General features: G+C 35.6%; 29 protein-coding genes. 9 read left to right on the top strand and 20 right to left on the bottom strand.

Translation table 11 applies throughout. The features are described 5' to 3' along the window. Window positions 1–16: 16 nt before the first annotated feature. Window positions 17–577, bottom strand: coding sequence for a GNAT family N-acetyltransferase (locus tag DPQ89_RS11660; RefSeq protein WP_164848372.1), 561 nt, complete (start codon window positions 575–577; stop codon window positions 17–19). A 9-nt stretch (window positions 578–586) separates the two neighbouring features. Then, complete coding sequence (locus DPQ89_RS11655) at window positions 587–2,281, bottom strand: hypothetical protein (RefSeq protein WP_127717119.1); 1,695 nt, start codon at window positions 2,279–2,281, stop codon at window positions 587–589. Between the two features lie 195 nt (window positions 2,282–2,476). On the opposite strand from DPQ89_RS11655, the gene DPQ89_RS11650 reads away from it, so the two are divergent. Both DPQ89_RS11650 and DPQ89_RS11645 read left to right on the top strand, forming a co-directional pair. After that, window positions 2,477–3,505: a substrate-binding domain-containing protein gene (locus tag DPQ89_RS11650; protein ID WP_127717118.1), complete on the top strand. Its 1,029-nt coding sequence runs from the start codon at window positions 2,477–2,479 to the stop codon at window positions 3,503–3,505. After that, entirely contained in the window at window positions 3,498–4,283 is a 786-nt protein-coding gene (locus tag DPQ89_RS11645; protein ID WP_127717117.1) for an ABC transporter substrate-binding protein, read from the top strand. Before DPQ89_RS11650 ends, DPQ89_RS11645 begins: the two co-directional genes overlap by 8 nt. On the opposite strand, the gene DPQ89_RS11640 is transcribed toward DPQ89_RS11645, so the two are convergent. The 3 genes from DPQ89_RS11640 to DPQ89_RS11630 are packed head-to-tail and all read right to left on the bottom strand — an operon-like array spanning window position 4,270 to window position 6,620. Further along, a complete protein-coding gene (locus DPQ89_RS11640) occupies window positions 4,270–4,908 on the bottom strand; it encodes a hypothetical protein (protein WP_127717116.1) in 639 nt (212 codons plus the stop codon). The genes DPQ89_RS11645 and DPQ89_RS11640 overlap by 14 nt on opposite strands. Continuing rightward, window positions 4,908–6,329 carry an aldehyde dehydrogenase family protein gene (locus tag DPQ89_RS11635; protein ID WP_127717115.1) on the bottom strand — a complete coding sequence of 474 codons (1,422 nt, stop codon included), beginning with the start codon at window positions 6,327–6,329 and terminating at the stop codon, window positions 4,908–4,910. Before DPQ89_RS11635 ends, DPQ89_RS11640 begins: the two co-directional genes overlap by 1 nt. A 51-nt stretch (window positions 6,330–6,380) precedes the next feature. Continuing rightward, entirely contained in the window at window positions 6,381–6,620 is a 240-nt protein-coding gene (locus DPQ89_RS11630; protein WP_127717114.1) for a hypothetical protein, read from the bottom strand. Between the two features lie 343 nt (window positions 6,621–6,963). Here DPQ89_RS11630 and DPQ89_RS11625 point away from each other — a divergent pair, with 343 nt between their 5' ends. Continuing rightward, window positions 6,964–8,976, top strand: coding sequence for a transketolase C-terminal domain-containing protein (locus tag DPQ89_RS11625; protein WP_127717113.1), 2,013 nt, complete (start codon window positions 6,964–6,966; stop codon window positions 8,974–8,976). A gap of 28 nt (window positions 8,977–9,004) precedes the next feature. On the opposite strand, the gene DPQ89_RS11620 is transcribed toward DPQ89_RS11625, so the two are convergent. From DPQ89_RS11620 to DPQ89_RS11590, 7 genes are all read right to left on the bottom strand, one after another. Beyond that, a complete protein-coding gene (locus tag DPQ89_RS11620; RefSeq protein ID WP_127717112.1) occupies window positions 9,005–10,195 on the bottom strand; it encodes an MFS transporter in 1,191 nt (396 codons plus the stop codon). 35 nt (window positions 10,196–10,230) lie between these two features. Further along, window positions 10,231–10,683, bottom strand: a complete 453-nt coding sequence (locus DPQ89_RS11615) for a hypothetical protein (protein WP_127717111.1) — start codon at window positions 10,681–10,683, stop codon at window positions 10,231–10,233. A 298-nt stretch (window positions 10,684–10,981) separates the two neighbouring features. Continuing rightward, window positions 10,982–11,656: a hypothetical protein gene (locus DPQ89_RS11610; RefSeq protein WP_127717110.1), complete on the bottom strand. Its 675-nt coding sequence runs from the start codon at window positions 11,654–11,656 to the stop codon at window positions 10,982–10,984. Window positions 11,657–11,690: 34 nt separating this feature from the next. Beyond that, window positions 11,691–11,891 carry a hypothetical protein gene (locus tag DPQ89_RS11605; RefSeq protein ID WP_127717109.1) on the bottom strand — a complete coding sequence of 67 codons (201 nt, stop codon included), beginning with the start codon at window positions 11,889–11,891 and terminating at the stop codon, window positions 11,691–11,693. A gap of 119 nt (window positions 11,892–12,010) precedes the next feature. Then, entirely contained in the window at window positions 12,011–12,451 is a 441-nt protein-coding gene (locus DPQ89_RS11600) for an HAD family acid phosphatase (protein WP_127717108.1), read from the bottom strand. After that, the gene (locus DPQ89_RS11595) at window positions 12,452–12,871 is read right to left on the bottom strand and encodes a PPC domain-containing DNA-binding protein (protein WP_127717107.1); all 420 of its coding nucleotides are present in this window, start codon (window positions 12,869–12,871) and stop codon (window positions 12,452–12,454) included. Continuing rightward, a complete protein-coding gene (locus DPQ89_RS11590) occupies window positions 12,868–14,736 on the bottom strand; it encodes an MFS transporter (protein ID WP_127717106.1) in 1,869 nt (622 codons plus the stop codon). Before DPQ89_RS11590 ends, DPQ89_RS11595 begins: the two co-directional genes overlap by 4 nt. Before the next feature lie 114 nt (window positions 14,737–14,850). Here DPQ89_RS11590 and grxB point away from each other — a divergent pair, with 114 nt between their 5' ends. Continuing rightward, on the top strand, window positions 14,851–15,492 hold the full coding sequence (gene grxB / locus DPQ89_RS11585; RefSeq protein ID WP_127717105.1) for a glutaredoxin 2: 642 nt from the start codon (window positions 14,851–14,853) through the stop codon (window positions 15,490–15,492). Between the two features lie 4 nt (window positions 15,493–15,496). On the opposite strand, the gene DPQ89_RS11580 is transcribed toward grxB, so the two are convergent. Continuing rightward, a complete protein-coding gene (locus tag DPQ89_RS11580; RefSeq protein WP_127717104.1) occupies window positions 15,497–16,372 on the bottom strand; it encodes a DMT family transporter in 876 nt (291 codons plus the stop codon). 57 nt (window positions 16,373–16,429) lie between these two features. Between DPQ89_RS11580 and DPQ89_RS11575 the strand changes: the two genes are divergently transcribed. Further along, window positions 16,430–17,020, top strand: a complete 591-nt coding sequence (locus DPQ89_RS11575; RefSeq protein ID WP_127717103.1) for a hypothetical protein — start codon at window positions 16,430–16,432, stop codon at window positions 17,018–17,020. Here the strand turns inward: DPQ89_RS11575 and DPQ89_RS11570 are convergent. Both DPQ89_RS11570 and DPQ89_RS11565 read right to left on the bottom strand, forming a co-directional pair. After that, entirely contained in the window at window positions 17,017–17,487 is a 471-nt protein-coding gene (locus tag DPQ89_RS11570) for a DUF962 domain-containing protein (RefSeq protein WP_127717102.1), read from the bottom strand. The genes DPQ89_RS11575 and DPQ89_RS11570 overlap by 4 nt on opposite strands. Before the next feature lie 4 nt (window positions 17,488–17,491). Beyond that, complete coding sequence (locus DPQ89_RS11565) at window positions 17,492–17,848, bottom strand: response regulator (RefSeq protein WP_127717101.1); 357 nt, start codon at window positions 17,846–17,848, stop codon at window positions 17,492–17,494. Between the two features lie 175 nt (window positions 17,849–18,023). On the opposite strand from DPQ89_RS11565, the gene DPQ89_RS11560 reads away from it, so the two are divergent. Continuing rightward, a complete protein-coding gene (locus tag DPQ89_RS11560; RefSeq protein WP_127717100.1) occupies window positions 18,024–18,554 on the top strand; it encodes a hypothetical protein in 531 nt (176 codons plus the stop codon). Here DPQ89_RS11560 and DPQ89_RS11555 read toward each other — a convergent pair. Both DPQ89_RS11555 and DPQ89_RS11550 read right to left on the bottom strand, forming a co-directional pair. Then, complete coding sequence (locus DPQ89_RS11555) at window positions 18,551–19,675, bottom strand: hypothetical protein (protein ID WP_127717099.1); 1,125 nt, start codon at window positions 19,673–19,675, stop codon at window positions 18,551–18,553. The genes DPQ89_RS11560 and DPQ89_RS11555 overlap by 4 nt on opposite strands. Window positions 19,676–20,012: 337 nt before the next feature. After that, entirely contained in the window at window positions 20,013–20,627 is a 615-nt protein-coding gene (locus DPQ89_RS11550) for a 50S ribosomal protein L25 (protein WP_164848371.1), read from the bottom strand. A gap of 134 nt (window positions 20,628–20,761) precedes the next feature. On the opposite strand from DPQ89_RS11550, the gene DPQ89_RS11545 reads away from it, so the two are divergent. After that, window positions 20,762–21,400 carry an alpha/beta hydrolase gene (locus DPQ89_RS11545; RefSeq protein WP_164848370.1) on the top strand — a complete coding sequence of 213 codons (639 nt, stop codon included), beginning with the start codon at window positions 20,762–20,764 and terminating at the stop codon, window positions 21,398–21,400. A gap of 156 nt (window positions 21,401–21,556) precedes the next feature. Next, the gene (locus DPQ89_RS11540) at window positions 21,557–21,946 is read left to right on the top strand and encodes a response regulator (RefSeq protein WP_127717096.1); all 390 of its coding nucleotides are present in this window, start codon (window positions 21,557–21,559) and stop codon (window positions 21,944–21,946) included. Here DPQ89_RS11540 and DPQ89_RS18750 read toward each other — a convergent pair. Together DPQ89_RS18750 and DPQ89_RS11535 are read right to left on the bottom strand one after the other, a co-directional pair. After that, on the bottom strand, window positions 21,943–22,074 hold the full coding sequence (locus DPQ89_RS18750) for a hypothetical protein (RefSeq protein WP_255411323.1): 132 nt from the start codon (window positions 22,072–22,074) through the stop codon (window positions 21,943–21,945). The genes DPQ89_RS11540 and DPQ89_RS18750 overlap by 4 nt on opposite strands. Window positions 22,075–22,133: 59 nt before the next feature. After that, entirely contained in the window at window positions 22,134–23,246 is a 1,113-nt protein-coding gene (locus DPQ89_RS11535) for a DNA recombination protein RmuC (protein ID WP_127717095.1), read from the bottom strand. 110 nt (window positions 23,247–23,356) lie between these two features. Between DPQ89_RS11535 and DPQ89_RS11530 the strand changes: the two genes are divergently transcribed. Continuing rightward, on the top strand, window positions 23,357–23,803 hold the full coding sequence (locus DPQ89_RS11530; RefSeq protein WP_127717094.1) for a DMT family transporter: 447 nt from the start codon (window positions 23,357–23,359) through the stop codon (window positions 23,801–23,803). On the opposite strand, the gene DPQ89_RS11525 is transcribed toward DPQ89_RS11530, so the two are convergent. Beyond that, entirely contained in the window at window positions 23,800–24,675 is an 876-nt protein-coding gene (locus tag DPQ89_RS11525) for a M23 family metallopeptidase (RefSeq protein WP_127717093.1), read from the bottom strand. The genes DPQ89_RS11530 and DPQ89_RS11525 overlap by 4 nt on opposite strands. Window positions 24,676–24,719: the final 44 nt, after the last annotated feature.

The following is a 24,719-nucleotide window of genomic DNA, read 5'->3' as shown; positions in this document are numbered from 1 at the left end:
GAAATACTAGATTTATTTAAAGAAGCTTCAACATTTCTGCGGCTGTGCAAGCACACTTCTTTGGAGAACATCTAGTACATAAGTAATCAATTTGTGACCAAAATTTTTGATGCTGACGAACTTCTTTAAAACCCATACTGAGAAGATACTTTTGCGAGCTATTTCCAGGAGACTCGAGCCACGAATGACAAAGAATTCCTGCGGCATTCATCTTCTTAAGAATATCAATTGAACGTTTTGAGAGTTCTTTACCAATCCCCAACTTTTGAAATTTCTCACTTACAAATAGAGACTTGAAGTAGGCAACATCACCTTCTGGGATATTCCATTTAGAAAGGCTCAGCCCTTCACTCGTTTCTTTAATCCAACTACCTGGAGCAAGAGTTAGTCTAATTCCGGCCAACTCTCCCCCAACACAAGCTTTAACAGAAGCATTAAGATTACACTTATGTCCTTGCTGTATAATTTGGGCCAGCTCTTCTTTTTGATAATAATTCTTTCCAATCCATTTATCAGTAAAAGCTAAAACTAAATCTAAATCCTCTTCAGTAATAGGAGAATACTCCACAGTATGCACATTTATTCCTTATAGAGTCTTTAGAAATACAATAAGCTCTCTTTTTTGAGTTGGAGTTAATAGCTCATTACCATCTTTATCAATAAAGGCCTTTGTGTGACCGATATTTCTAAGTCCAGGTTTAGTAGTATCAAAAATAGCGTCTTTATCTTTCCACCACTCTTTAGGAATAGCATCTCCAACAGGATAACCTACACACTCGCTATCAAAATCAGTTTCCCTATTATCAGCAGGTCCTTGCACAAATTTCTTAGGTCTCTTATCGGCACGAGTAAGAAAAGCACATAGGTTTGGAATAGAATTATTATGAAGGTAAGGATACCTTGCCCAAATACCAACTAACGGTGGTGGTACGTAACCTTTTTGTGGAACAACTGTTGTCTTCATCCACTTAGAAATTTTCAGATCATTTAATCTCTTCGCAAAATATTTCATCCCTTGATATCGCTGAGGATCTGTTCCGACATCTTTAACAGGTGTCTTCTTATGATAATCGACTAAAGTCGTCTCAAGTAATTCGACGGCATCCAGCTCGTGAGCGTTTGGAAGGTTCCAAGCTTTTTCATAATTCCCGTGGCACTCGGCACACCTTTTCTTAAAAACAACCTCACCTCGTTTGGCAACCTCTAGGTCGATTGTTTCTACATCAAAGAAATCTGTCCATCTTGGCGCTTTCGTAGAAAATGCTGCGACAGTTAACTCTTTAATAGTTTCAGTATTATCTTGCATCCATTTTTCTAGCTTCTTTAAGTCCGTTCCTCTACCTATTTCATTCCATAAGAAATTTGTTAAAATAGGATTACCTTCAACTATTGAACCATCAGAAAGCCATCTCGTCTTATATTTTAAATTCCACCAAACTGCAGGTTTAGAGTCTGCAACAAAGTGTTCAAGTTCATTTTTTCGAGGAAATTTTTCTAAGAATTTATTCTTTGTAGCGTATTCATCTAAATTTCTTCTAGATAAACTAAGGGCCACTTGCGGTAGCGAAGTATCGAGACCAACCACTTGTGGAACAACGACTCCAACAGAGTTAAGATTGTACTTAGTTCTCTTAAACATCAAGCGCTCGTCTTCAGTCGCCCTAGTTGAAACTTTAAATAAGCGACTAGGAATTAGAGGTACAGTTTTTTTCGCCATATGAAAGAATTCATTTGCGCGAACCCTCTTATTAGTAAGTCCCATGACAGTGGTTCCAAATAAATTTGCAGAGTGACAGGTAGCACAGCTAAAAGTCATGCCTGTTCCCCTCGCTGTTTCCATCAAAGTCACCCCCATTGGAAAGTCTGGTTTCTCTCCATTAGGATACGGAATACGATAAATCCCAGTAGCATCTTCATCATTATAAGAGTTAGCTCCAAGCCAGCTGTACATTTCATCCATATCATTGAAACCAACTTTCTTCTTCGCTAGTTTAGTGACAAGTCTTCTTAGAGGGTTGACTTCGTCAGCTTCCAAAAAGTTCTTTAAAGGATCATAAGGAACGAGAAGTCCAGTCACTGTAACAGGATACTGTAGAGCATGGAGATAACCTTTATGAGATAGTTTCTCTAATTTACTTTGCTCTAAATTATAGATATTTTCGCGATTCTCACCCTTAGCTAATGTTGCTGTTCGAGACCAATCTGCACTATCCCAAGAAGCTGTGCTCCCAAGAATTGAAAACGATAGAATACTACTTACCAAAAGAACTAATCTAGACATGAATAAACTCCTTAATTTATTACATCAAAATTATTAATACTTTGGCAAAGGTTTGAAAAAATGACACATATCATGAAATAAGAGAAACTTAAGATAACAGTAACTTCGATCTTTATTCATAATATTTACATGGAATTTTGATACTTTATTGAGTAAATTAATAGAACAAATGTACTATAGTAATCGAGATCCTCTATGAACTTTAAAATAATTATCTGCACATTATTCTGCATAGCAACATTTGCAAAAGACTACGATGTTGCAGTCTTATATTGGTCTTCAAAGATTGAAGGACAAGTCGCTATGAGGTCTGGGCTTGAAGAACAGGCCAAGGCCATTAATTCGGCAGGTATTGATCGTATTAATCTTATATCTTATGTTGCTGGTGATGGAACTAATGGAGTGAGAAATCAAATAAAACAGTTTTACGAAGTTCTTAAAAGGAAGAAACCAGTAGATCTTATTATTATCCAACCAACTGATAATGCGGCATTAACACCTCCTCTATTAGCGGCAAATAAACTTAAAATTCCTGTTATTGCCTATGACCAGTACATACTAGATGGAAAGCTGGCCAGCTTTCTAACTTCAAATAACTACCAGGCCGGCTCATTAGGTGGAGAATATATTGCTCAACTCTACAAAGATGATTATGAGATAAAATTGATCATTGTGGAATACCCTAAAGTCTCTAGTACTATTGAAAGAGTTGATGGCTTTATAGATACACTAAAAAACCTGAAGCAAAAATTTAAAATCATAGGAACTTATAATGCTGTTGAGCCAGTATCTGGTCTTCAAGCAGCTAAAGATATTCTCTCAGACTTTCCGTCAAAAAATAGCATAGATGTTATATTCACAGTTAATGATGGTGGCGGTCTGTCTATTGTCGATCACCTTTATAAGAATAAAAGAACAGAGATTAAAATTGCGACGATTGATGGAGACCCTAAATCAGTACAAAATATTAAGAATGGAAAGTTAACAGTAATTGATAGTGCTCAATTTTGTGCTTCAATTGGAAGAGAAAGTATGAAAACGGGTTATAAAGTTTTAAGAGGCCTAGAAGTCTCTAAGAAAATTTTAATACCAACTTTCCCAATAACCAAAGAGACTTTAAGTAAGTACCCTGGTTGGAATGGCAAGATTCCAAGTTCATTTACTAAACCTTGGATGACAAATAGCAAGTGGAATAATGACTTGAAGAGGTCAATTAATGATTAGATTTTTATTAATCTATCTCTTATTTAGCCCTCTGGTTCTCTCAGCTACATATAAAGTATCTATAACACCATCTTGTCCTTATTACTGTATAGACAGTGAGTTTAAAGGCTATATCGTTGAAATACTTGAAAGCTACTTTAAAAGTAACAAAGATACTTTAAAAACTATTTCTACTCCATACGCGAGAATTTCAGATAGTATTGACAAAGAGAAAGTTGACTTTGGAATACTTACCGCTCTAGATCTAAGAGATGAAGTAAATTTAACGACAATTAAAACGCCTCTAGGATTTAGATCAACTGGCGTTATTTCAAGAAATGAAGATAATATAGTTGTTTTAGAAAACCTAGATCTCAAAGGAAAGAAAATCTTGCTTCCAAAAGGATCTCGCGCCACGGATAATATTGTAAAAGAAATGAGTAGAATCAACCAGGGGCAAGGTAGCGAAGACTTAATAAATGAAGTTACGGGCTCCAATATTCATAAGCGCTTAATCGATTTAATTGCAATCAAGCGAGGAGATATTGCGTTAGATGATTATAACGTAATGAAATATAATTTTCTTAAATCGAAGCATACTTCAGCATTATCTATCAGCCCGACTTCACTTACGGGACACAACCCTATTTTAATTGTCACTAAGAATAACTCAAAGATTAAAGTAATATTAGATAAGCAACTTCACCTTCATATAAAGAAAATGAGAAAATCTGGAGAGCTAAAATCAATTCTTGATAAGTACAACTTAACAGATTGGGATAGAACTAGTTCTCGATAGACTTCATATAGTTGATATAGTAGTCAGTAGTTCTAATTTTTCCACTCTTAGAGAGCCTCTCTAGCGCCTGAATAAACCTGAGAGGCCATTTCTTTCTAATAATATTAGAAACAAAAGATGGTATCCAACCACCCATATCGCCATTAAAAGTGAAAGTTATTTTTGTTCCTCCACTCACTTCCTCTAGCACAAAATCTAAAATCTCAACACTAGCAAGAACATGGTCATCATGAATAAGCTTTTCGTCTTTATAGTTTTTTGCCTTAAAAGTGACTGTACGCCCTTCTTTTTTTAACTCTCCCATTAATAGAAATTGTCTATCATAATAAGGCCATGGAGTTCTGTAATATTCACTGAAGATAAAAGTATTCTTTCCCAAGTCTTTATGTAGCTCCACCGACTTTAGTTTTGGGGCCCATTCATGCTTCTTGTCTATGTCTAAGAGGGATTTGATAACACTACTTATATCAACAGGAATTGTTCCAATTGCTTTAAAAGGTGTCGCATATTCGGAAGAGTTTTGAAGCTCATATAAATCTACTCCTTCATATGTTTGAAGAAACTTCCACTCATTAGCTGAAATTGAGATTGAAATAAAAAATAATAGAACATGAAACAAACGCATTAAAACACCACCAGCTTTTCAAAAGTCATATCATCTATAGCATAAACGATACCTTCTCGTCCAAGGCCAGAATCCTTAATGCCGCCATAAGGCATATGATCAATTCTAAAGCCAGCAATATCATTAATAATAATGCCCGCGACATCGATAAAATCGAGTGACTTTTTAACTTTTGAAATCGAGTCGGTGAAAATACCTACTTGCAGACCATACTTTGAGTCGTTAACCATTGCGATAGCTTCATCAAAAGTTTTAAACGATCTCATTACTGCCACGGGTGCAAAAGCTTCTTCACTCCATAAGTCATCTGTTGTACAGACATTTTCCAATAAGTAAGGGCCGAGTATATTTTCTTCTTTACGCGAAAGCTCGAAACCTATTAAATCGTTTGCCCCTTCCCTAATCGCACTATCAACTAGATTTTGAACTCTATTAACTTGATCAGCACTTATAAGGGGTCCTATAATTGTTTGAGCATTATTCGGATCTCCAATAGGTAATTTTTTAATTTCTTGAACTAGAAGTTCCTTAAAATCATCATATATATTTTCATTTACAAGAACTCTTTGAGTCGAAATACATATCTGTCCCGCATATAAATTACAGCCTATTGCAACTTTCTTAGCAACGCTAGGAAGATCTTTTGTTTCATCAACAATAACAGCAGCATTTCCACCGAGCTCTAAAGTAACCTTCTTCTTTCCTGCAATAGACTTCAAATACCATCCGACTTTTGGACTACCGGTAAAAGATAGTAACTTAAATCTTTCATCCCTAACTAATCTCTCACTTAACTCATCCTCACAAATAACAACATTGACAAGCCCTTTAGGAAATCCTGCAGATGCAATGAGTTCAGCTAATTTTATGCCTATTAAAGGTGTAGATAGAGATGGTTTTAAAACAACTGAACAACCACATGCAAGAGCAGGTGCAATTTTATGAAGAGCAAGGTTTAGAGGAAAATTAAAAGGAGAAATTGCAAGAACAGGCCCTAGGGGAACTTTCTTAGTGAATGAACTTCTACCGACAGCATTTAAAAAGTTCATGGGAATAATATCACCACGAATCCGTCTCGACTCTTCAACAGCAAACTCGACTGTACTTATACTTCTATCGACTTCGCTTAATGCATATGAAATAGGCTTTCCAGCTTCTTCGCAAATAAGTTGAGCTAGTTTATCCTTGTTTGCCACTAGAGAACCTAATAGCTTCTTTAAACACTCATACTTAAATTGTGCACTTGTATTTCTATAACTTTCAAATGCATTAACCGAAGTACTGATGGCCTTCTCGAGGTCTTCATCATCACAAAAAGACAACTCTCCAATGGTTTCGTTAGAAAACTTATTGCTTACTGTTAATTTTCTTTGGGTAGGCTTAGAAAATGATCCATTTATAAATGAACTCTGATACGACATTACGCTGACTCCTAATTAGACTTAATTATAAGTCTAATAGAAGTCATCAGGCTAGAATGAATTAGATATAAAACTTCGCCTATTTTGATTTAAAAATTTTAAAAAACTCAAATTCTCTAAAAGAAACTTCTGCTCACCTAACATGAATAATTGAATATCATGTAGTGGACAAGTCTTTACTACTGCAACTTGACCTTTAAAAACTCTATACAACTTTGAAGCATTATTCTTATTTCTTGCCCCATTCATAAAGTCCGAGTCGAGATTTTCAGCTTTGCATACGTCGCACATACTTACCTCTTACAAGTTATTACTACATAAATTATATCGGATTATTTCATTTTCCCTTAAGATAAAATTAACTTTTGTCTTAAATTAGCTATCTTATCAGGCACTTACAAACCAAATCTCAACAAGCATTTTTCTCAAGTTTTTACAAAATTGCCAACAAAATCAAGATTTCAAAGACATGAAAGGACAATAAACCCCATTTAGACCTAGTACATCTAGCTGAATTTAATAACTTATTAATAATCCAATCCAGCGCAATAAAATCAGCAAATACTTAACAGTCTAATGTTTTTAGACTAACTTTATGTGATCACATTTTTAACAAACTTCATGGAGCCAATATATGAGTAAACTCAATACTCTCAAGCCATTAAAAATAATTAATAAATTAGCTGCGACACCAAAGAATGAACCAAAGTATGCAACGACAGTTAAGTCTATCGATGGATCAGAGATGACTCTGGCATGTCCAAAAATGACACGTGGTTTGGTTGCACTCATGAATCAACATGCAGTTATAGGTGGCGCCGCCTGTCACTGGGGGGGACCTGCTGCTTTTGCAGAAATGTCTTCTTCAATTCACGCAATAATGTTTAAACAAAAGAATGCGAATTGGTTTGATCAATATAATTTTGTCAACGACGCTGGTCATGCTGAAAATGGAATCTATGCGATAAGAGCAAATTATGGTTTTGATGACTTAACTTTTGAAGCTCTTAGAAAGTTTAGATCTGTAGAGAGTAAGTTAACTGGTCACGGAGAATCACACCTTAATCCTGAAGGTGTCTTTATCTCTAACGGTCCTCTTGGTTCAGGTGTTCCTCAGGCCCAAGGTCTTGCTCTAGCAGATAAAATTATTGGAAACGATAGAACGACCATCTGCCTATTAAGTGACGGTGGAAGTATGGAAGGTGAAACGAAAGAGAGTTTTGCTGCTATTCCTGGTCTCGCCGCAAAAGGACAACTAAACCCATTTGTTTTAGTAATTTCTGACAACAATACAAAACTTTCAGGAAGAATTGAAGCCGACTCATTCTCAATGAACCCTACTTTCAACTCACTTGCAACTCTTGGTTGGGAAGTAATTAATGAAAGTGAAGGTCACAATCTACAAAAAGTTCATAATACGATTGAAACGGCATTAGATAAGGCCAAAAAGAATCCTAATAAGCCTGTTTGTATTATTGTGAAAACGATAAAGGGATATGGGGTAAAGTCTACTGAAGAAAGTGCTTCTGGTGGTCATGGTTATCCACTAAAAGCATATGATGAGAAGTTAACTGCATTTTTAGATGAGATTTTTGAAGGACAAACTCCTGAAGAACTTTCTTCATGGGCCCAACAAATCCTTTCTTCTAAACCCCAAGCAAAAGAAGAATCTGCAGCGGCTCCTTCTGTAAAGAAAGAAAAAGTTCAGCCTGGTTTTGCAAGAGCTGCTATTGCAGCGGTTGAATCAGGTCTTCCTGTTTTCTCTGTTTCATCTGACTTACAGGGCTCTACTGGAATAAGCGACTTTCAAAAAGCATTTCCTGGAAACTTCATTGATGTTGGTATTGCAGAATCGAATATGGTTAACACTGCCGTAGGTCTTTCTAAGCAAGGCCTAATTCCAATTGTAGATACATTTGCACAATTTGCAGTAACGAAAGGGAATCTTCCATTAATAATGTCCTCTCTTTCACAAGCTCCAATTATTGGTCTTTATAGCCATGCAGGGTTTCAAGATGCAGCAGATGGAGCATCTCACCAAGCAACAACTTACCTCGCGGCCACCGCGGCCATTCCACATGTAACAACAGTGGTTTGCTCATGCTCAAGTGAAGCGCAAGCTTATATGACAAAGGCGATTGAGTTGAGTAAATCTAAACGTGAAGCTGGACAAGTAGCAGACTCAGTACTTTTCTTTTACGGTAGAGAAAGTCATCCTACTCATTACAAAGAAGGTCTTAGCTATGAGTGGGAAAAGGCCCAAGTTTTAGAGCAAGGAACAGATGTAACAATTGTTGCTAATGGTCCGATGGTTCAAAAGGCACTAAAAGCAGCGGAACTTTTAAAGCAAAAAAATATTTCTGCCACTGTTATCAACAACCCATTTACAAATAAAGTTGATATTGAAACTTTTAAGACCGAACTAAGTAAGACAGCTGGAAAGTTGATTACAATTGAAGATCATCAACTAATAGGTGGAATGGGAGCGACACTAGTTCACGAACTTGCACTTAATAATATTGATTTTAAAGTTAAGTCACTTGCAAACAGAGGTCAGTTTGGACAATCTGCGTACTTAGCAGATGAGCTATACTCACTTCATAATATTAGTGAAAAAGATATTGTAGAAGCTGCAACTTCTTTCTAATTTAAAATAGTGCGGCTTCGAGGTCGCACTATTTAAACTCCCCTTTAAGCTTTAAAATCGGAAGTAGAAGGAAGACAAATATTAATAGATAGAAACTTCCAAAACTTCCAAATGCCACTTCGTATCCCTTATTATCAATTAGCCAACCTAGTAGTGGTCCACCAATAATAAAGACAAACCTCATTCCAAGACCAACCATAGAATTAACGGTTGCTCTTAACTCGCCACTTATTCTTGAGTTCAAAGCGTCTTTTAAAATGACTTGAGTTAATCCTCTACTTACTTGAAAAGAGAAGCAGAAAACTACACCAATTACTCCTCCAGAGAATCCCATTCCAAAGTAACCTACAACGGGAAGAATACCTAAGAGAATTAAAGTTACGACACTACCAAGTCGCTGTTCAATGGAATGAGCATATTTAGCGACAATTCCTACAACAATATTTGTTAAAAACCAGAGGTGTCCAAAATACTTTAAATCTATTCCCTGCACTTTCCAATAATCTTGGAAGGCCCACACAGCAAGTAATGTAGACGCTGAATAAAAAATTGAGTTAAGAAGTATTAAATTAAGTAGAGCTCCTCCTCGAAAGACTGTCTTTAAGATATGGAGCCAGTTGTCTTTATGCTTAGACTTATCCATCAATAGTCTTGGAGGTTCAACTATTGTCCAGGAAATGAAAAATGGAATCCAGCACGTTATCGCTTGCACATAAACAGGAAGATTTAAATGATAGATGACAAGAAAACTACATACCACAGCAGCAATTGCTTCAGATGTTTGGGAGTAGAATATTTTTTTCCCAATAAGCTTTCCCTCCACATCAGCTGGTCCTTTATTCTTAATAGCTGCAATAGAGTCATAGATTATAGAAATATCTGTTCCCGAAAAAAGTGAAACACCGATAGCAAGAAGAATCTCAAAGCCCACTAAGTGCCAAAATGTGTCAGCAAAAGGCATAATGGAAAAACCAAGTCCATGAAAGAAGCTGGCCACAACGAGAGAGTACTTTCTACCAATTAAATCTGCAATATATCCTGACGGTAATTCAAAAATGAGAACAAAGAATGAAAATATAGACTGTAATTCAAAGACTTCCTGCATGGATAGGCCCTTAGATCTCAAGTAAGGCACCATGACAGGAAGAACAATTAGAAACATCCAACTACTATTAAATATAAATACTTTTGAAATATTCTTTCTTAATCCACTTTCCATTCATCCATTATGAACTAATTCTTGAGATAAACAATCTACAATGTACTTAACTTTAAAATATCTTTTTCACTTTCCCCATCTTCATGCATATCTAAATTTGGTAAGATAATTGTATCAACTTCATATTTATCTCTGTCGAAGGTTATTTCAATGGGGTTTTCTTTATTGATACTTGGAAAGACAGCAGTAAGATATTCCTTTAGAGTGTGACAGTCGGAATTATTACTGAACCTAAAGTCGGCCGAATGAACCCCAAAAAAGTTTTCGTATTCTATATATGAAGTTCTATTATTATGAAATGGATTCCCAGCGCAAATAATAATATATTCTTTATTATATCTATTACTCACTTTAAATGTATCAAAATCGTGTGGCTCAGCATGTGTGATGAAAGCCCTCATCTTTTTTTTATAATTTTTTGGAAAAATAATTTCTGTTGCGAAAGTAGGTGTACTTAAAATAAGAGTAGAAAGAAAAAAAATGTTCATAGAACCTCCAGAAGTCACACTATAGAAAGCTCAACAAATTATTACAAGAGTCTACAAAAGAGTTCACAAAGACTTAACAGAGTATTGACATCGGTGACTATATGAAACTATTTGGGGATATTTTGACCTTGTAATGTATGAAAATGTTGGCCTTTATCTTGCTTATAGGAAAGTAGACAGTGTTTCAACCAAGGATGGTAAATGAAACAAGATTGGAAACTGAGGCTAGTAGAGCTAATACCATATCTAGTCTTAACCATAACATTGCTGATAACTGTTATGGTTAAGAATAGGGAAATTATTTTTTTAGAGTCTGACGGTAAATCTGGGAAGATCCATTTGAACAAGGAGTCACGCGATACCTTTCGTAAACCATCCCACCTCTATGGGCATAAGCAGAAGAAAGAACGGAGTATGATTCAATAAAGTTAGGAGTATAACGACCGCTCACGTTTTGAGAGAATTTTGCCATCTCTAAAATTGCTCCTTCTTGCGCCTTAATAAAACGATACTGATACTTTACAGTTCCACTAGTGATCGTATTAGTAACATTAATATCTTTTAAAACACTAGTGCAGATTTCCTCAAAACTAGGATGTTCATCAGTTAAAATATCCGAAGAGAAAGTTCCTACTCTTGGGGCCTCAAAGAACACAGAGCCACTGCGAGGAACTCTTAAGGCCGAGCTCACTTCTATAGGTGCACCATAGTTAGAATCAGAACAAGATTTTTCAAGCAGTGTAAAAATAAAACTCCACTCCCTATCTCCTCTTTCACTAAATCTAATTCTCTTATTTTGTAAGTCCGTACATGTTGATTTTATTAGTGAAAATTCACTATCAGATAAAGCTCTCTCAGGGGCGATTTCTTTGCCAAATCTAAAAGTTTCATCTGGAGCTTTGTCTTCTTCTTTTTGCTCTTTACATGATGTTGTAATGAGAAGTGTCATTACTATTAATGGAAGTAACTTCATTTAACCATCCTTGGTTTATAGTTCTAGCTAATTTCTATTGTAACTTAAATTCTGTTTTATTTCCTGTCTTATCTTCAAAGTAGAAGTGACAGTCATCTTCAAGAACTTCTTGATACTCATTAAGCCAGTTCTTAAAGTAATCAGTGGCTTCATTAAGGAGTAATTTATCCTCAGCGAAGTCACCAATAATCGTTACAATTTTATCATTTTTTACAATTTGCAGTCTTGGGCTCACTAATCCTCTATTTGCCTCAATTGGAGACGTAAAGTAATGTATATAATAGTTCTACTATAGTCTGATCGTATTTCACAACTAACATATTCTTAACTCTCAACTACCGCCGCAACGCACTGCTAAAAATCACCCCACTCACACTGCAAGCAAGTAACATCAATAGATCGCCACATTTTCACTACACTTAAACGGTCCTCGATAACAAAGAGCGTCTTATAGCTAGGAGCGATTTTTTCTAAGTAAATTTCTTTTTTAATATGAGCATCTTCGCGCTCATCACCTACTGGTCTCATGTAAAGATCTAAAAATTCGACTCCATTTTCTTCTAACCATTTAAGAGTCTTATCCCTATTTTCTTCCCCTCTTCCAGTAAGTAAAACTGTTTCGATGCCATTACTTCTCATTGAGTCTATAATTTTCTTGCACCAAAGGTTAAGTTTATCAAACTCCATTTTCTCATTAAATGACTTCCAGTCTTTAGGTACCTGTTCAACGTGATGAACTCTATGCTCACAGTCGGCCAAGGTCCCATCAAGGTCTACAACAATTACTTCCTTCACTTAAAGCTCACACAAATTAAGTCCAATTTCAGCATTAGGCTTTCTTTCTACTTTCAAATTATTTAATTGCAGATAGATTTCCAATGTTACAGCAACGGTCGCATCAAAGAGATGCCCACCACTTGTTGTATAATCCTCATTACCAAGTACTGCATGCAAGTGAAAGAATGGTTTTCCTTCATTGAAAGTAAAGTTCCCATCTAATGAAAGAAGCTCTTTCTCTTCCTTTATTATGGTCTTATCATAATTTTTTTCATCGCAATGAAAGAAACCAATCTCGATATTTTTTAGAGCTCCTATCCCCTTTACTTGAGCTCCAGTAAAACCTAGCTCTGCTTGGGCCTTATAAAGAGCTTCAAATAGGTTCTCACCCTTATCAGCGACCAAGAATACAGTATTTCCATCTTTTTGATATTTCATTGTGCCTCACTATGTATAATTTCTTCTAATTCCTTAAAGTTAAATTTATCAGCAGCTATGGGTGGTAAAATTTTGAGAGTGACTCTTCTTCTTCTCAAAGAGAAACCTTTTAAAACTCCCTTTCCTTCAAAAGAGAAGAAAGATCCCCATAGTCCCTTTATTACCATTGGAACAACAATAGTAGGAGTCGTCTCAACAATTTTCTTAATTCCTGGTTGAAACTTTCTCAGCTTTCCATCTCTTGTAATCCAGCCTTCAGGAAATATCCCCACAACGGCCTTCTCCTCCAAGGACTGTTTAATAAGTTCAAAGGCCTCATTAAGGATTTGAGGATCTTGCTTTCTAGTCGCAATAGGAATCAAATGAGCTTGCTTAAACCAAAACTTCATACCCTTTGCATAATAATAGGCGTAGTCAATGACAAAGCGAACAGGTCTTGGACTAGCAGACATAATTAAAACCCAATCAATAAAGCTAACATGGTTACATGCAATAACTACTGCTCCATCGGTAGGAATATTATCTCTGCCCTCAATCTCTAATTTGTAGATGACTTTGGACATTATCCAAAAGAGAAATCGAAGTGTAACATCAGAGTTTACATAATAGAGATAGAATGAAAATAGAAAGTTTAAGACAGCAATGATAAGAATGATTTGTGCGATACTCATACTCAGAGAACTCAACACCATAATCATAACTGCTGCGGATACCATAAAGATCGCATTCCAAATATTATTTCCAGCAATCACTCGAGATAAAATAGCTCTTGGAGTAAAGTCCTGTAAATAAGTAAATTGAGGAATGATATATGTTCCTCCAAAGACTGAAACAAGTAATAGGTCTATTATTGCCCTTAAAGAGTAGTCTTGTCTTAAAAATTCTAAAACACTAAAGTGATTCTCACTCTGGATAAAGCTATATTGACTAGCACTATAAGCAAGGTCAGCAAGAAAGATACTCATTAGGACTGCTGCTATTGCGACCATACCTGTTTCAGGTCTTTTCTGAGAAAGTCTCTCTGCTAGAAAAGACCCAATCCCCATCCCAATGGTGAAGGTTGCGAGAAAAAGAGTTCCAACGGCCTCATTACCATTAAATACATCTTTGCAAAGACTAGGGATTAAAGAAAGAATTGCGGCACCTATAAACCAGAACCAAGAAATTCCCATACAAGTATGAAAGATACTTCTCTCTTTCATGGTTAACTTGATAATCTCAATTGTTGGCCTAACAAAAGTATAGTCAGGCCTAACTGTAGAATCTACCGCCTCAACATTCTTAACCTTAAAAGCACTAATTATACCTAATATTGAAACACTTAGCACTCCTAGGGAGCTCAAAAGTCCGGGATCATCTGTAGAAACAACAACTCCCCCTAAAATTGTTCCAACAAGTATAGCTAAGAAGGTTCCACCTCCAATATAGGCATTACCTAAAACTAACTCATCTTTTTTGAGCAACTGAGGGATGATTCCATATTTCAAAGGTCCAAAGAAAGTAGACTGAGTTCCCATTAAAAAGAGGACGATTAATAATAAAGTGAAACTGTTAGAGTAGAAACCAATTGCCGCTAAAGTCATGACGATGAGTTCAGTGATTTTTGTGATTCTTATCAAAGTGGTTTTAGACTTAGAATCTGCCAGCTGGCCTGCAGTTGCCGAAAAGAGAAAGAAAGGAAGAATAAAAATCCCTCCACACATCGCAACTAGCGCTCCGGAATTCATTCCCATTAAAGAAATGCTTTTATAAGTAATTAATAGAACGAGAGCATTTTTAAATAAGTTATCATTTAATGCACCTAGGTACATCGTCCAAAACAAAGGATAGAACCTCTTATCTTTTGATATTAATTCTAGTGACACTATATTCTCCTATAATACATATTATTCTAATTAGATAAACTCACTCTGTTAAGAAAATGTTTAATATTCTACTCTTTAATTGCCACTAAAAGTCTCATCTACTAATATATTGCTATGAAACTATATCATTACGTACATTGCCCTTTCTGTGTCAGAGTTAGAATGGCCCTAGGCCTTTTAAATCTTAAATATGAATCCATTGTTCTTCCATACGACGATGAATCTACTCCAGTTCAATTAATGGGAGTAAAAATGCTTCCTATATTCGATTTTGGAGATTCAAGAGTAAGTAATGAGAGCTTAGATATTATAAAAATCCTTGATACTGACAACCTATTGCGTTGTGACTTATTAACTGAAGAAAAGTTAGAAGAACTAAATTCTCTACTTAGCGAAATTGGATCAAATGTTCACTCACTATGTATGCCATATTGGATGTGGACACCAGAGTTCAATGATCAATCGAGAAAGTATTTTCAAGATAAGAAAGAATCTAAACGAGGACCATTTTCAAAACTCATACAAAATAAAGAAACTTTTCTAAACGGACTCAGTACGACATTAAGTTCTCTAGAAAAGGAGCTGCTTCCATTTTATCAGAGTGAAAAAATAACTATCTTAGACATTATGATAGCTTCACACTTATGGGGTATGTACATATTTCCAGAGTTTCAGTTCTCACAGAAGTTAGATACTTACCTACAAGAAGTGAGAAGACTGACAAAGTTCAACTATCATGAAGATTTTTGGAGATAATTCTTTAGAAAAGAAGAAAGTTCATTCCAAATAAAAAGAAAATAAAAGCTAGAATTAAATATCTACTTGGCCATTTCCTTTCAATAATAGATTCAAATAAACTTGAAAAGATAGTTCCTGTAATAGCGATTCCCGAAAGAGTTGCTAGGTGTGCTGTTTGCATTGCCTTCAAATAGAGGGCCAGACATATGAATGTTCCAAGAAGACTTCCAACACAAAGCAATAACTTATCTCTTGTGGTTTGCATTTTCCATTTCTGTAAAAAACCAAAAGGTCTAATTATCGATAGAATGAGAAAGACACTCACGGCCCCAATGCAGCGATAGAAATTCCCCTCCATCGATCCAATCAGAGGATTATTATCAAAGCTATATCTGGTAATGACAACTCCTATTCCATCTAAAGTCATTCCTAGAAAAGCAATAGAAATAGCGCGAACATTCCACGAGCCAGAACTTTTAAATGATTCAATCGAGAAAGTGCCCAGACAGAGAATAAAAAAAGCAATCGCCCAAAATTTAGTAGAGTCGATTGTCTGCCCAAAAACAAAGTAGCTCAAAATGCCAATGATCAGAGGTTGAAATCCAAATAACATAAGCGTTCTACCAGGACCCATCTCACTAAAGGATTTAAGCAAGAATATGTCTCCAACTCCAAGACCAATAAAGCCAGAACTGAAAAATAGTAGAAAGAATGTCAGCGAAATACTATTCCATGTAGAGAATAATGAAACAGATAGACCAAAGCATACAAGACCTACAAGAGCTTTAAAGAAGTTCATCCAAACTGATGAGATTCTTCTTGAGTACATTGTAAAGATCTGAGAACCAAGGGCGAAAGTCAAATTAGCGCCTAGTCCATAGAGATATGCTTCATTCATTCCTACTTATAGCACGAATTTCTTTTAACTATATTAGAAATTTGATATAAAATTGTAATGAGAAAATTTTCCATAGATAATATTCCTAAACCTAAAATAGATTCTTTTGAGTACCCTTCATTACCTCTTGATATAGAAGTTGGCTGTGGAGTTGGTCTTCATCCCATACAATACTCTGGTGCAAATCCCGACAGATACCTCGTGGCATTGGAGCACACAAGAGATAAGTTTGAAAAGTTTCACCGAAGATTTATTAATCATGGTAGCCCTACAAATCTTCTACCTTTACACGAAAATGCTATTTCATGGATATCTCATGTTCTTGAAAAGGAGACTGTTAGTAAGTACTTCTTTCTCTTTCCAAATCCGAACCCTAAACCTGCACATCAAAATAAGAGATTCCATGCCATGCCTTTCATGCAACAGGTTATCCATACATTAAGGCCCGATGGAGAAATCATCTTTGCAACGAATGAGCTTTTCTATGCACAAGAATGTAAAGAGTTTATGACTTCAACTTGGAAACTTCAATTAATTGAAAGTAAAGAGATCACATCTAGAGATGGTGTACGAGGACGTACTCACTTTGAAAGAAAGTACCTTGAAAGAGGCCAAACTATTTATAATTTAACTTTTAAAAAGAGTTAGTCTTCAATTCCTAATTTTTGAAAGAGTGACTTTAATACCCATAGAGGGCCAATTAAAAGAAAGAATAAGTCTTTAAAGAAAGATGGCTTCTTCCCCTCAATTTTATGACCTATAAACTGACCTATCCAGGAAAGAGCAAAGATCAAACCAAATCCATAAATAATAATTCCACCATAGCTATTTTTAAGAAATGAGATCAGAATAAGCATCGGAAAGAGCATGCATATTGAACCTAGGAGATACTTGAAATTAAGAAGAGAAACATAGAAGATTAATGCTAAGAAGCTAAACAGAGTTGCCCAATTTAGATAAGGAATATTCCAAAAGATCTGCGGCGTTGGAATTAACCAAAATATCCCCAGCAATGAAAACTCAATCAAAGGAACGCATATCTTATGAATCGTCTGATTGACTGAATTTTGGTGACTTTGTCCATACTCTTCGAGCCACTGTGATAAACTTCTCATAGGACTATTTAAAATGACGATCTACTAAATCGACAATTTCACTTATATCAAAAGGTTTAAATATTATGGCCTCAACACCAATGGCCAAAACTTCTTTTTCAGTATATTCGCTAAATGCAGTAACCAGATAGATTGGAATATCAGGCTTAAAGGCCTTCGCTCTTTTTGAAAATTCAATTCCATTTAAATTTGGCATTTTAACATCAGAAATAATGACATCGACATTTTCATTCTCTAATTTAGAGTAGCCTTCTAATCCATCTTTTGCTTCGATAACTTTGTATCCCTCATCAACAAAGTAAACCTTTAAAAGATCTCTAATATCCTCTTCATCATCTACAATTAAGATTGTTCTATTCATACTTACCTTCAATTAAATATAGTTAAATTATACATGGAATTAGTGTTTAAAAAAGAGACAACTTAGATCACTGTACATTTTTTTTACAAGAAAATCTTATTAAACTACTGAAATTATAAGGTAATATTCGGCATCCTTCTTGCTCTTAGTAGTGTGTGACATTTAAGGGGATCAAATGAAACAATTACTACTTATGACATTTTTATTACTCACTTTTACAGGATGTGGAGTAGCTTCGCAAAAGCATATTCAACATATTAGTGGCACAAGACAATTTGCTTCTTCGGACTCTACATTCAAACCCTATACAGATAGCTTTACTTCAAATGCGAGAAAGTATCTCAATCAACCAAGCTTTAATATTGGAGATATTCCAGTTAACTTTGGTGATACTTCTAACGAAAATTTTGACGGAGTTTGTAATAGCTATAGTGACGGAACGAAAGAAGTTATTATCAAGAAATCTTGGTGGGATAAGGCAAGTAGCTATCAAAGGGAAGTTATGATCTATCACGAACTAGGTCATTGTAGCTTAAACAGAGAACATGATAGTGAAATATTAAGTAAGGATAGCTACTCAGTGAAGGGCTCCATTATGAATCCAGTAATTCCTGGTTCTGCTCACTACGTTCAATACAAGACGAGTTATCTAACAGAACTTTTTACATACAATAAAGCACCATTGCAAAGTGCTGTTGGTATCTAGTCTTTTTTAATTTGGGGCAATTCTCTTTTACAAGACTTTGCTCCTACCCTTTTATGGTAGAGTTCTCCACCAGTCTTTGAGTCAGCATCAAAGCAATTCCCACTCTTTTCATTCTTCTTTCTATAAAAAATGAATTTAGTAAAAGTTGGCTTGCATTTGGAGATATCAATTTTCTTAGCGTAATACTCAGGACCCTTTTCACCGTCAACCTCAAAGCAAAACCCATTAAATCTTTCATAATTATGCCACAGAACTTTTACTTTCTCCGGTCTACATTTTAAAGGATTTAAACTCTTTTTAGAATGCACTTCACCCTTTTCATTAACTCCTAAACATTTTCCACTCCATGGGTCATCTTCATCAGCAAACCACTTTGGAGTTATTTTAAGATCCTGACATTCATCAATCAGTGTTTTCTTTATATAGCTCTCACCTTGGGTCTTTCTATCAATTTCGTAGCACCGTACATTTCCATCTGAAAGAGTAATAAATTGATAATCAAATTCCTTTATCTGACTTCTACATTTCGACATAGATATTTGATGCACAAATAACTTGCCAGAAGTCTCGTCATCAACGAGCACACAGACACCTGAGACGGGATCTAGCTTTATAAATTTTTCTCTAACTTTGAAGTCCACACAATTTTCATAATTAGATTTTTTAATTGTGACCTTATTATCACTAGAGACTTGAGACTCTAAGCACTCGCCTTTATAAGGCCCAACCTGTTTCCAAGCATATTTTTTTTCACTCTCTTTGGCGGTGAAACAATTCTCTCTTCTCACTTTATAGGAATAGGCCTGTCTACCATTTTCGCTATCAACTTCATAGCAATCTCCTGCTTGATTAAATTCACTCGTTCTTACAGAATAGCGAACTTTACTTGGACGACACATTTCATGCTTTGCTTTATTAATAAATGCACTAGGACCATCATTAGCATCAATCTCATAACACTTCCCTCCCCATCCAGAAGAGGAACTAAGCCAATGATAACTTACTTCACTTGTTTTGCACGAATCTGTTTTAACTTTCATTCGATTAGTGTCAGAAATAATTTGATAACACTCTCCAGAAAGTTCACTGGTTTGAACAAATTGAAAAGACTTTTTTTCCAAAAGACATTTTCCATTTAAAACAGATAAAGAATACAAGCTCCCCTTTGTTTCAGAGTCTACCTCGTAACACTTTCCAGATAGTCCATTACTATTTTCGATCCATAGGTACTCTGTCTCACTAGGGCGGCACTTTTGCCTAGAAACCTTAACTTGAAACTCTTGTCCACCAGTCTTTATATCATATTCATAACACTTCCCTTTGTAAGGGTTTGTTGTGTCTTGAACCCAGCTAAATTTAGTCGTCGGTTTATTAAATTGGGAAAAGGAGTTTAAGGATAAAAAGACAAAAGGCCCAAGAAAGAAAATCTTGGGCCAATTTAACTTTAAAAAAAATTGATTAAGCTGCTTGCTTGTCTTCAGTAGTAACCTCTTCAGCTACAACTGCTTCAGTTTCAACAACTTCTTCAGCAACTACTTCTACTTTTGGTGGATGACAAGAAACAACATTTGCTTCTATATCATGTGCCCACTCTAGTCCCTTAGGTGCTGGAATGTCTTTTAAACAGAAATGTCCATGTATATCAAGAGACGCTACGTCTACAACGATATATTCTGGCATATCCCCTGGTAGTCCTTTAACTTCAACTTCGTTAAGAACGTGTTGAATAATTCCACCTGATTTAGTTCCTACAGCAGTACCTTCAAAGTGAATTGGAAGAGTTACTGTAGTCTTCTCGTTTGCAGAGATCTTGTGAAAAGCAACGTGCATCATCTTGTCACCCATATTATCAAATTGAATATTATCAAGTGACACTAAGTGCTTTCCTCTTCCTTGGATCTCAACTTCAAATACTTTTCCTGAGTGGTGTAGGAATTTTGTAATCGCAAGAGAGTTTACTTTAAAACTAACTGACTCCATACCTTTTCCATAAACAACACCTGGAACATAGCCTTCTTTACGAAGAGTATTAACTGGTTCTTCTCTGTATTGTGTTTTTAGTAGTTCGTACACTCTAGTACCTCCCTGATTGTACTTATCCTTATTTTGGATACATTATATTTTATCGAATATTTACTTTTAACGCCACGAGGCATAATACGCCAAGCTTACTTGTATCTTCTCGTCTAAGCTGATAAAAAATGAATATGTTTTCTTCGAAAGTTTTAGATAGTACATTTTTGCCTGCTAAATTTAGTGGACCAGTTAGCTCAACTAAGATCATGATCCTCATGCATGGAATTGGTGATAACAAGAACTCTTACGTTGATATTGCTAATGAGCTTAATCAAACTTGTCTCGACTTTCTGCTTGTAAACGCACCAAAGCCTTACCTCTTTGGTTTTTCTTGGTACGATCTACCACCAGGAAACCCGATTGAAGGAATTCATAACTCTATTGATCTCATCGAAGAACTAATTAATGAACTAACCGCTCATGGATATAAAAATGAAGATATTTTTATCGCCGGATTCTCTCAAGGAGGCTGTATAGCGATACATAGCTTTTTAAAGCTTAAGAGAAAATTTGCTGGTGTTATATGCTTAAGTCCAAGGATCTATCTTGAAAGGATGGAGTATAAGCATAGTGATATTTTGAGCGAGACACCTATTTTTATCGCCCACGGTCAAGTGGATCAGGCCATCCCTTTTAAGGATGTAGAACAACAGACCCTAACACTTCTCGATGACGGACTAGATATCGAATGGCACGAATACCATATGGGCCATGAGATCGATATTGAAGAGATACAACACTTAAGAAAGTGGCTTATAAAACACTTTTAGTTTGCACTTTTCTAACTATTCCAAGAGACAGCTCCCTTATTAGAACACTTATAACTATCTGAAATTACTAAACACTTAATCCTTTAAAAATCTTAAGTTTTTATTTTCACCCATTAAGCCGACAATTATATAACTTAAAAAGACAAAGGATATCTAATGCATCAACACAAGAATACTAAACCATATATATTGTTAGTTGAAGATGATGTTAAATTAAGAAACCTCATACAGACAGCACTTTTAGATGCTGACTTTCAAGTGATTTGCGCTACCGATGGGCTTGAGGCCAGCACAAAGTTAAAGAATCAGAAGTTCTCTATGGTGGTTACAGATCTAAATATACCAAAGAAAGACGGAATAAAATTAGCTAATGAAATAGCATCATCTGCAAATATTCCTGTGTTATTAATTACTGGAGAATTGGAAAATTTTGAAATTAGATTAAAGGCCTTAGACGGTGTCATGCTACTTCCAAAGCCTTTTAAGGTCGAAATCATCCCCGCTTTAGTTGCGAAGATACTTAAGACGAATACAAAAGCGGCTTAGTGCTCTTCGTCGTGATGTCCACCACCGATAATATCGTCTTCAAAAGATTTAGTTGCAATAATTAATGAGATTGGAAAAGACGCCCAACAAACAACAAGGCAAATAGCTACAAATACTTCAAAACTCATAATATCTCCGTTAAAAATCATTAATTATCTGGCAGTATAGCAATATTTTAAGGCCCAGACTAGTCCCCAGACTCTAAATAGTCACCATTTTCAATGTCTACGGCCATAATTTTCTGAAACCTTCCTGAGATTTTATTAGTGGTGATATGTATCTTATCTACATCTTTAGTTACAGTATTCAAATGCTTGGACAGATCATCCCAGCGCTCTTGATAACGGCCAAACTCCTCGCCTAATTTATTAATCTCCTCATGCATGACAGACATATACTTATTTCTTTCCAAATTAAGCATGACACTTTGAATAGTTGTAAGCGTCGCAAGAAAAGTTGTAGGAGATGCGAGCCAAACTCGTTTTGAATTAGCATAATCCACAATCTCTGAATGATATGCATGTATCTCAGCAAAAATAGCTTCTGCAGGGAGAAATAAAATTGCCTGATCCGAGGTTTCTCCAGTGATAATATACTTACTAGAAATATCATCAATATGTTTTTTTAAGTTCTTAACAAACTCCTTGGCCGCGAGATCTTGTTCTACAATTGTACTTTTCTTATCCATCATCCTTTTAAAGTTCTCAAGTGGGAACTTGGAATCCACACATAGTGTTCCTATTGGTTCAGGTAGAAAAAGGGCAGCATCGACAATCTTCTTATTTGAGAGTGAATATTGAAGATTATAGACTTTTTCATTCTTTACACCAAAGACAGAACTTAAAAGATTAGAGAGCTGAACTTCTCCGAAAATTCCACGACTTTTCTTATCTGTTAGTACATCTTGTAATGAAACAACATTTGTAGACAAAGCTTCAATCTTCTTCTGAGCTTCATCAATTTTTGCAAGCCTTTCAATGACTCCTTGAAAAGTGGCATTAGTTTTCTCAAAACCTTTATCCAAGTTTTCCTGAACTTTGTTAGAAATCTTATCAAGTCTAGTTTCAATAATTTTATGAAGTCCCAACATACTTTCTTGTTGATGTTGAAATAAGTCTGTTTTAAAAGTATGCAGATCCTCTACTCTCTCCTTAGATGACAGGTTGAGTCGGTCTACGATTTGCTCTTTAAATTGATATAGCTCGTCTTTTAATGATTCTTGTTTAGAAAAGACTAGTCTTTGGATTACAAAGAGTACCCCTAAACAGTTTAGTATAAGTAAGATGACTGTCAGTGACATTAATTCTCCAATTCTTTAGATATCTTATTTTCGCATATAAACCATTTGATGCAAGCGCAAAGCTTTTCATATTGATGCTAAAAGTGGCATAATCAAGCAAAGGATAAAATATGAATCAATTTCTATATATAATACTTGGTGTTTGCGCCGGACTGCTTGTTCCGTTTCAGGCCATAATCAATGCAAAACTTTCCACACAAATTGGCCATCCCTTAGTAGCGGCCTTCATTTCTTTTAGTGGAGGATTTCTCGTTTTTCTTACTCTTATGATCGCTGGTCCTGTTAAATTTCCGACCATGGCCCAACTAACTTCTTTTAGTCCCATACTATTAACAGGTGGATTCATTGGAAGTGCTTTTGTCTTTGCCGCAATTTTTGCTGTACCAAAGCTTGGCTCAACAGCATGGGTCTCACTCATTATTGCGGGTCAATTAATAATGAGCTTAATTCTAGATCACTATGGAATTTTAGGGCTTCCAATGAAGTCAATAAATATCTATCGACTTCTTGGAACTGTACTTCTGTTCACAGGAACATATCTTATTATTAAGTTTTAAATATCTAAGAGAGTAAATCCATTAATCCAGTTTTCATTTACTCTCACACCCCAGTGTAAGTGAGGTCCGCTTGATCTTCCTGTATTACCTGAAAGTCCAATAATGGCGCCTTGAGGAACAATATCTCCTTCAGCAACTTTAAATTCATTTAAATGACAGTACATTGTAAGAATCCCCATTCCATGATCTAGAATAATTGTCTTACCTGTAAAGAAGTGGTGCCTAGCAAGGATAACCTTTCCCCTATTCGATGATGGTATCTTCGTTCCCGGCCTAGCTCTAAAATCAATTCCTGAGTGCCACGAGTGCTTCATATCATTAAAGACTCTCTTTGAGCCATAGATAGCAGTAATCTTAGAGTTAAGAGGCTTCTTAAATGGACCATTGAAAAGCTTTCTATCTCGAATCACCCCTTCATAAACAGTCTTCATATGAGCGGTTTCAACTTTCCATCTTTCAAGGTTTTCATCACTCAATTTAGCGTACTTCTTTGCAACTTTTAGGGTTTTTAGAGGATAATCAGCTTCAACAATTTTAAAGCTGGCCACGCTGATTTTCTTTTCTAGCTTATCGACAGTAAATCTATACTCACAATCAATATGACCGGTCGATCTATGTCTATTCGCTGACAAATAAGTTTCTACACGTCCATTCTTAGGTGCTGAAGTAACCATTCTAATATCATGACAGTAGAGGTCTGCACTAATAAGTTTAAACGGATACAAAAGAGAGATCTTCTTCACTGTTCCATTATGAATCTTTCCAGTTGTTAACTTAATTTTGTTAATCGAGGAAAATTCTTTCTTTATTGGGGAAATTGTTGCGCAAGAAACCAAGAACAACAAGAGGTATATCGATAAAATCCATTTCAAAGCTAGCTCCTATTTCTATCCATTATAGGAACTAGCTTTAAATC

Source organism: Halobacteriovorax sp. HLS, assembly GCF_004006665.1.
Lineage (GTDB): Bacteria > Bdellovibrionota > Bacteriovoracia > Bacteriovoracales > Bacteriovoracaceae > Halobacteriovorax.
Note: the sequence above shows the minus strand (reverse complement) of the source record. Positions and strands in the feature narration are given on the sequence as shown.